Source organism: Ilumatobacter sp. (genome assembly GCF_041688325.1).
GTDB lineage: Bacteria > Actinomycetota > Acidimicrobiia > Acidimicrobiales > Ilumatobacteraceae > Ilumatobacter_A.
The window spans coordinates 1-2,226 of sequence record NZ_JBDNIJ010000440.1; the positions used below are offsets into that span (position 1 = coordinate 1).

The 2,226-nt window shown below is 60.6% G+C and carries 1 pseudogene; it reads left to right on the forward strand.

Annotated features, from left to right (window positions below):
* Positions 1–121: 121 nt before the first annotated feature.
* Positions 122–2,226, forward strand: a pseudogene (locus ACH2EI_RS21350) (hypothetical protein); the annotation flags it as partial.

A 2,226-nucleotide genomic window follows, 5' to 3' on the forward strand; every position in this document is an offset into this window, starting at 1 on the left:
GGGCAGTTGTCACCCGGACGCTTGAACGGCTGCAGTACAAGATGTCATCAAATTGTCGAATCTGATACGTTTGGCTGTGTTGTGAGCTTCGTGGGCTCGCATCCCCTTTGGGAGGGTTTCGATGTCTTCATCATCTGTTCGGCGTTTTTCTGGCACGGGTCGCGTCCTGGTTGCCGTCAGTATGGTTGCGACGGTTGTTGCCGTCTCGTCAAGTGGCGCACAGCCGGTGGCCGCCGCTGCACTGCCTGTCTCCGTTACCGCGGCGCTCGACCTGCCCGCCGCTCAAATCGTGAGCACCTCGACGTCGGCTGACTCACGGGCCTACGGCGTTGGGACTGCTCCGATTGGAGACTTCCCCACAGAAGGTTCGAGTTACATGATCTTGTCGACAGGTCTCGCCAGCGACGTCGTTGGCACATCGGACCAGCTTGCCTCCACCGATCTCGATGCCCCGAACAGCCTCGACGGAGGCGACCTCACACGGGTTGATCTGGTTCTGCGCCCACCGAGCCAAGCGCGTTGCCTGACATTTGACTTCGCCTTCCTGACCGAGCCCAATCCCAATAACAGCGGCGAGTACGGGAAGTACGGCAACGACATTTTCACCGCGGAAATCAACCAGAGCGAACTGACGGTCGACCAGACCCCGATCGGCAACGCTCCTGGTTACGAAGTCATTGCCCCGCGCAACTTCGCGACGGATGTTCCGGGAAGGCCAATGGGGCCGTACACCGGCTTCGGGATCGATTCAACGACCGGCACGAAGATGGATTTCTCCACGCCGAAGCTGTCGGCTCTGACGCCGGTCGAGCTCGGCCCGGATGGCATGACGATGAAGTTGATCTTGGCAATCCAGGACGGCGGATTCGAACCCGACTCCGCGGTCCTTATCGACAACATGCGGTGGCTGTACGGGATGACATGTGTTAAGGGAGCGCAATCACGCGAGGACACCGACGGCGACGCGATTCCCGATTCCTGGGAGACCAAAGGTGTCGACATCAACAACGACGGCATCATCGAACTCGACCTGAAGGCGATGGGCGCAGACCCGGCCGTCAAGGACATATTCATCGAGGTCGACGCAATGGTCCTGCCGGTGACCTGCAAGGGCGTGATAACTGAGATTCCCACCATTTGTCAGGGCGGGAAAGACTTCCGCCCGATGCAGAGCGCACTCGATGACGTGGTCAAGGCCTTCGCGGCCGCACCGGGCGGCCCGATCCGCATGCACATCGATGCAGGTGCCGGCTCGACAATGAATCCTGTCACGGGAGCCAAGTGGGGAACGCGGACCAGGGCGAACATGTTGCCACATGATCCGATCCTCGGTACTACTGCCAGCAAGTGGGGCGAGTTCGACGCCCTGAAGAAGACGAACTTCGAAACCGCTCGGGCCGAAGTCTTCCATTACGCCGTCTACGCCGACCGCTATCAGGGCAACACCACGGATTCGTCTGGTTCGTCGCATGGTATCCCTGGTGGGGACTTCATGGTCACCGACGGGCCGTGGGGTAAGGCCGGGTTCACCAGAATTCAAGAGCGTGGCACGTTCATGCACGAACTCGGCCACAACCTTGATCTGTACCACGGTGGCGGTAAGACCGGGACTGGGCAAGGCGGAACCGCATACAAGAGCATCATGAACTACAAGTATCAGCTGGTTGGTCTACCGACGACGCCTCTTCTCAACTACTCGGGCGGCACGCCCTACGACGACTGGACGAACATCCGGTTCGACGGCGGATCGGTGGGCGGTGCCGGCGCGGCGGGACTTCTGACGACGACAGCCGACGACGACGAATTGACCTATGAGCAGGCCGTGGCGCTCGGGGTGCTGTCAGCGCCGGGCGACGGCACCGTTGGTTTGGCCGGGTTCTACACGTTCGTCGGAACGACCGGCAAGCAGAACCTCTTCATCGACATCACGAACATCTCGAAGACGTCGGCGAAGTACACACTGAACCTCACCACCGGCCTCCCGGTCGACAAGACGGTTTCCGTCACCGTGGGCCCCGAATCGACGACCCGAGTCCGGATGGCGGTCGACACCGACATTGCCACGCCGGGAACCCACCCGCTGACAATCAGCATGACCAGCAGTCTGCTCGATGGCGAAGTCTCGACGACGAGCGCCGACTACGTTGTCATCAACCCGAAAACTCCGGGCTTCGACCCAGCGGCGATCAAAAAGGAACTGACTCCTGCGAAGAACCCCGACCTCGA